The organism is Idiomarina sp. UBA4206, assembly GCF_002383015.1.
Classification (GTDB): Bacteria; Pseudomonadota; Gammaproteobacteria; order Enterobacterales; family Alteromonadaceae; genus Idiomarina; species Idiomarina abyssalis.
On record NZ_DFTS01000035.1, the window covers coordinates 27,677 to 28,609 of the forward strand.

The following is a 933-nucleotide window of genomic DNA, read 5'->3' on the forward strand; positions in this document are numbered from 1 at the left end:
TGCGAGGATAAGCAGCCTGTACCTTAACGATAGGTAAATACTCACCGTCACTTGCCTGCAGCGACATACCATTTCCAATATCTCCGCCAGCATCCATGTTGGCAGAAAAGTCATAACCTGAACCGCTGTCAGAATCGGCAATGTCGTTATTCATTTGCGGCTGCGGTAAGTCTTCAGGCGGCTGTTCAGGCTCTGGTGGACGCTCGGGCTTGCGCTCTTTTTCCTGCACCTCTTCAGGCTCCGGCGTACGCACAAAGTCCAGTACGCTACCGCGCGGAGGCTCGCTCATGGCACCTTCACCACCACTGATTAACGATTGCATCAGGTAGAACAAGCCTATGGTGACAAATGCCGCAACCAATAGTGCTGCCAGGAATCTCATCATTTAGTCTTCATCCGTTGCTACAGAAACATCGTAAACACCTGCTGATCGGGCCGCGTCCATCACCTTAATCAGCACTCGGGTGTTTGACTCTTCATCGGCCTGGATAACAACAGAACCTTGAGGGTTTTCCGCATACAAACGTTCAATGTTGGCTTGTACCGCTCTTACGTCCACCTGTCGTTTGTCTATCCAAATTTCATTGTTTTCACTTATTGCAATGAGAATGTTGGCGCGATCTTTCTGTACCGCAGTCGCGGCATCCGGACGGTTAACATCAATTCCGGCTTCCTTCACAAAAGACGCGGTGACAATGAAGAAAATCAACATAATGAACACCACGTCGAGCATCGGCGTCATATCAATAGCACTTTCTTCTTCTTCAATTAAATTGGCAAAATGCTGCTTCATAATCTTGTCCTCAACGTCACCTTAATGACGTTCCAATAAAATTTTATCTTCCAGCTTCATGCGCTCGCGACGTTTGGTTCGTTGCAACCAGGTTGCTGCGAAAACGCCGGACAAAGCCCCGACCATGCCAGCCATGGTCG

The 933-nt window shown here is 49.0% G+C and carries 1 protein-coding gene and 1 pseudogene; both read right to left on the bottom strand.

Features of this window, described 5'->3' with window-relative positions:
* A pseudogene (locus B3180_RS07190) lies at positions 1-382 on the bottom strand (protein TonB); the annotation flags it as partial.
* Between the two features lie 3 nt (positions 383-385).
* Complete coding sequence (locus B3180_RS07195; protein WP_199494367.1) at positions 386-793, bottom strand: ExbD/TolR family protein; 408 nt, start codon at positions 791-793, stop codon at positions 386-388.
* Positions 794-933: the final 140 nt, after the last annotated feature.

Excerpts from the sequence above, each read along its gene's own strand:
- B3180_RS07195 (WP_199494367.1), bottom strand. The coding sequence starts at position 793 with ATGAAGCAGCATTTTGCCAATTTAATTGAAGAAGAAGAAAGTGCTATT.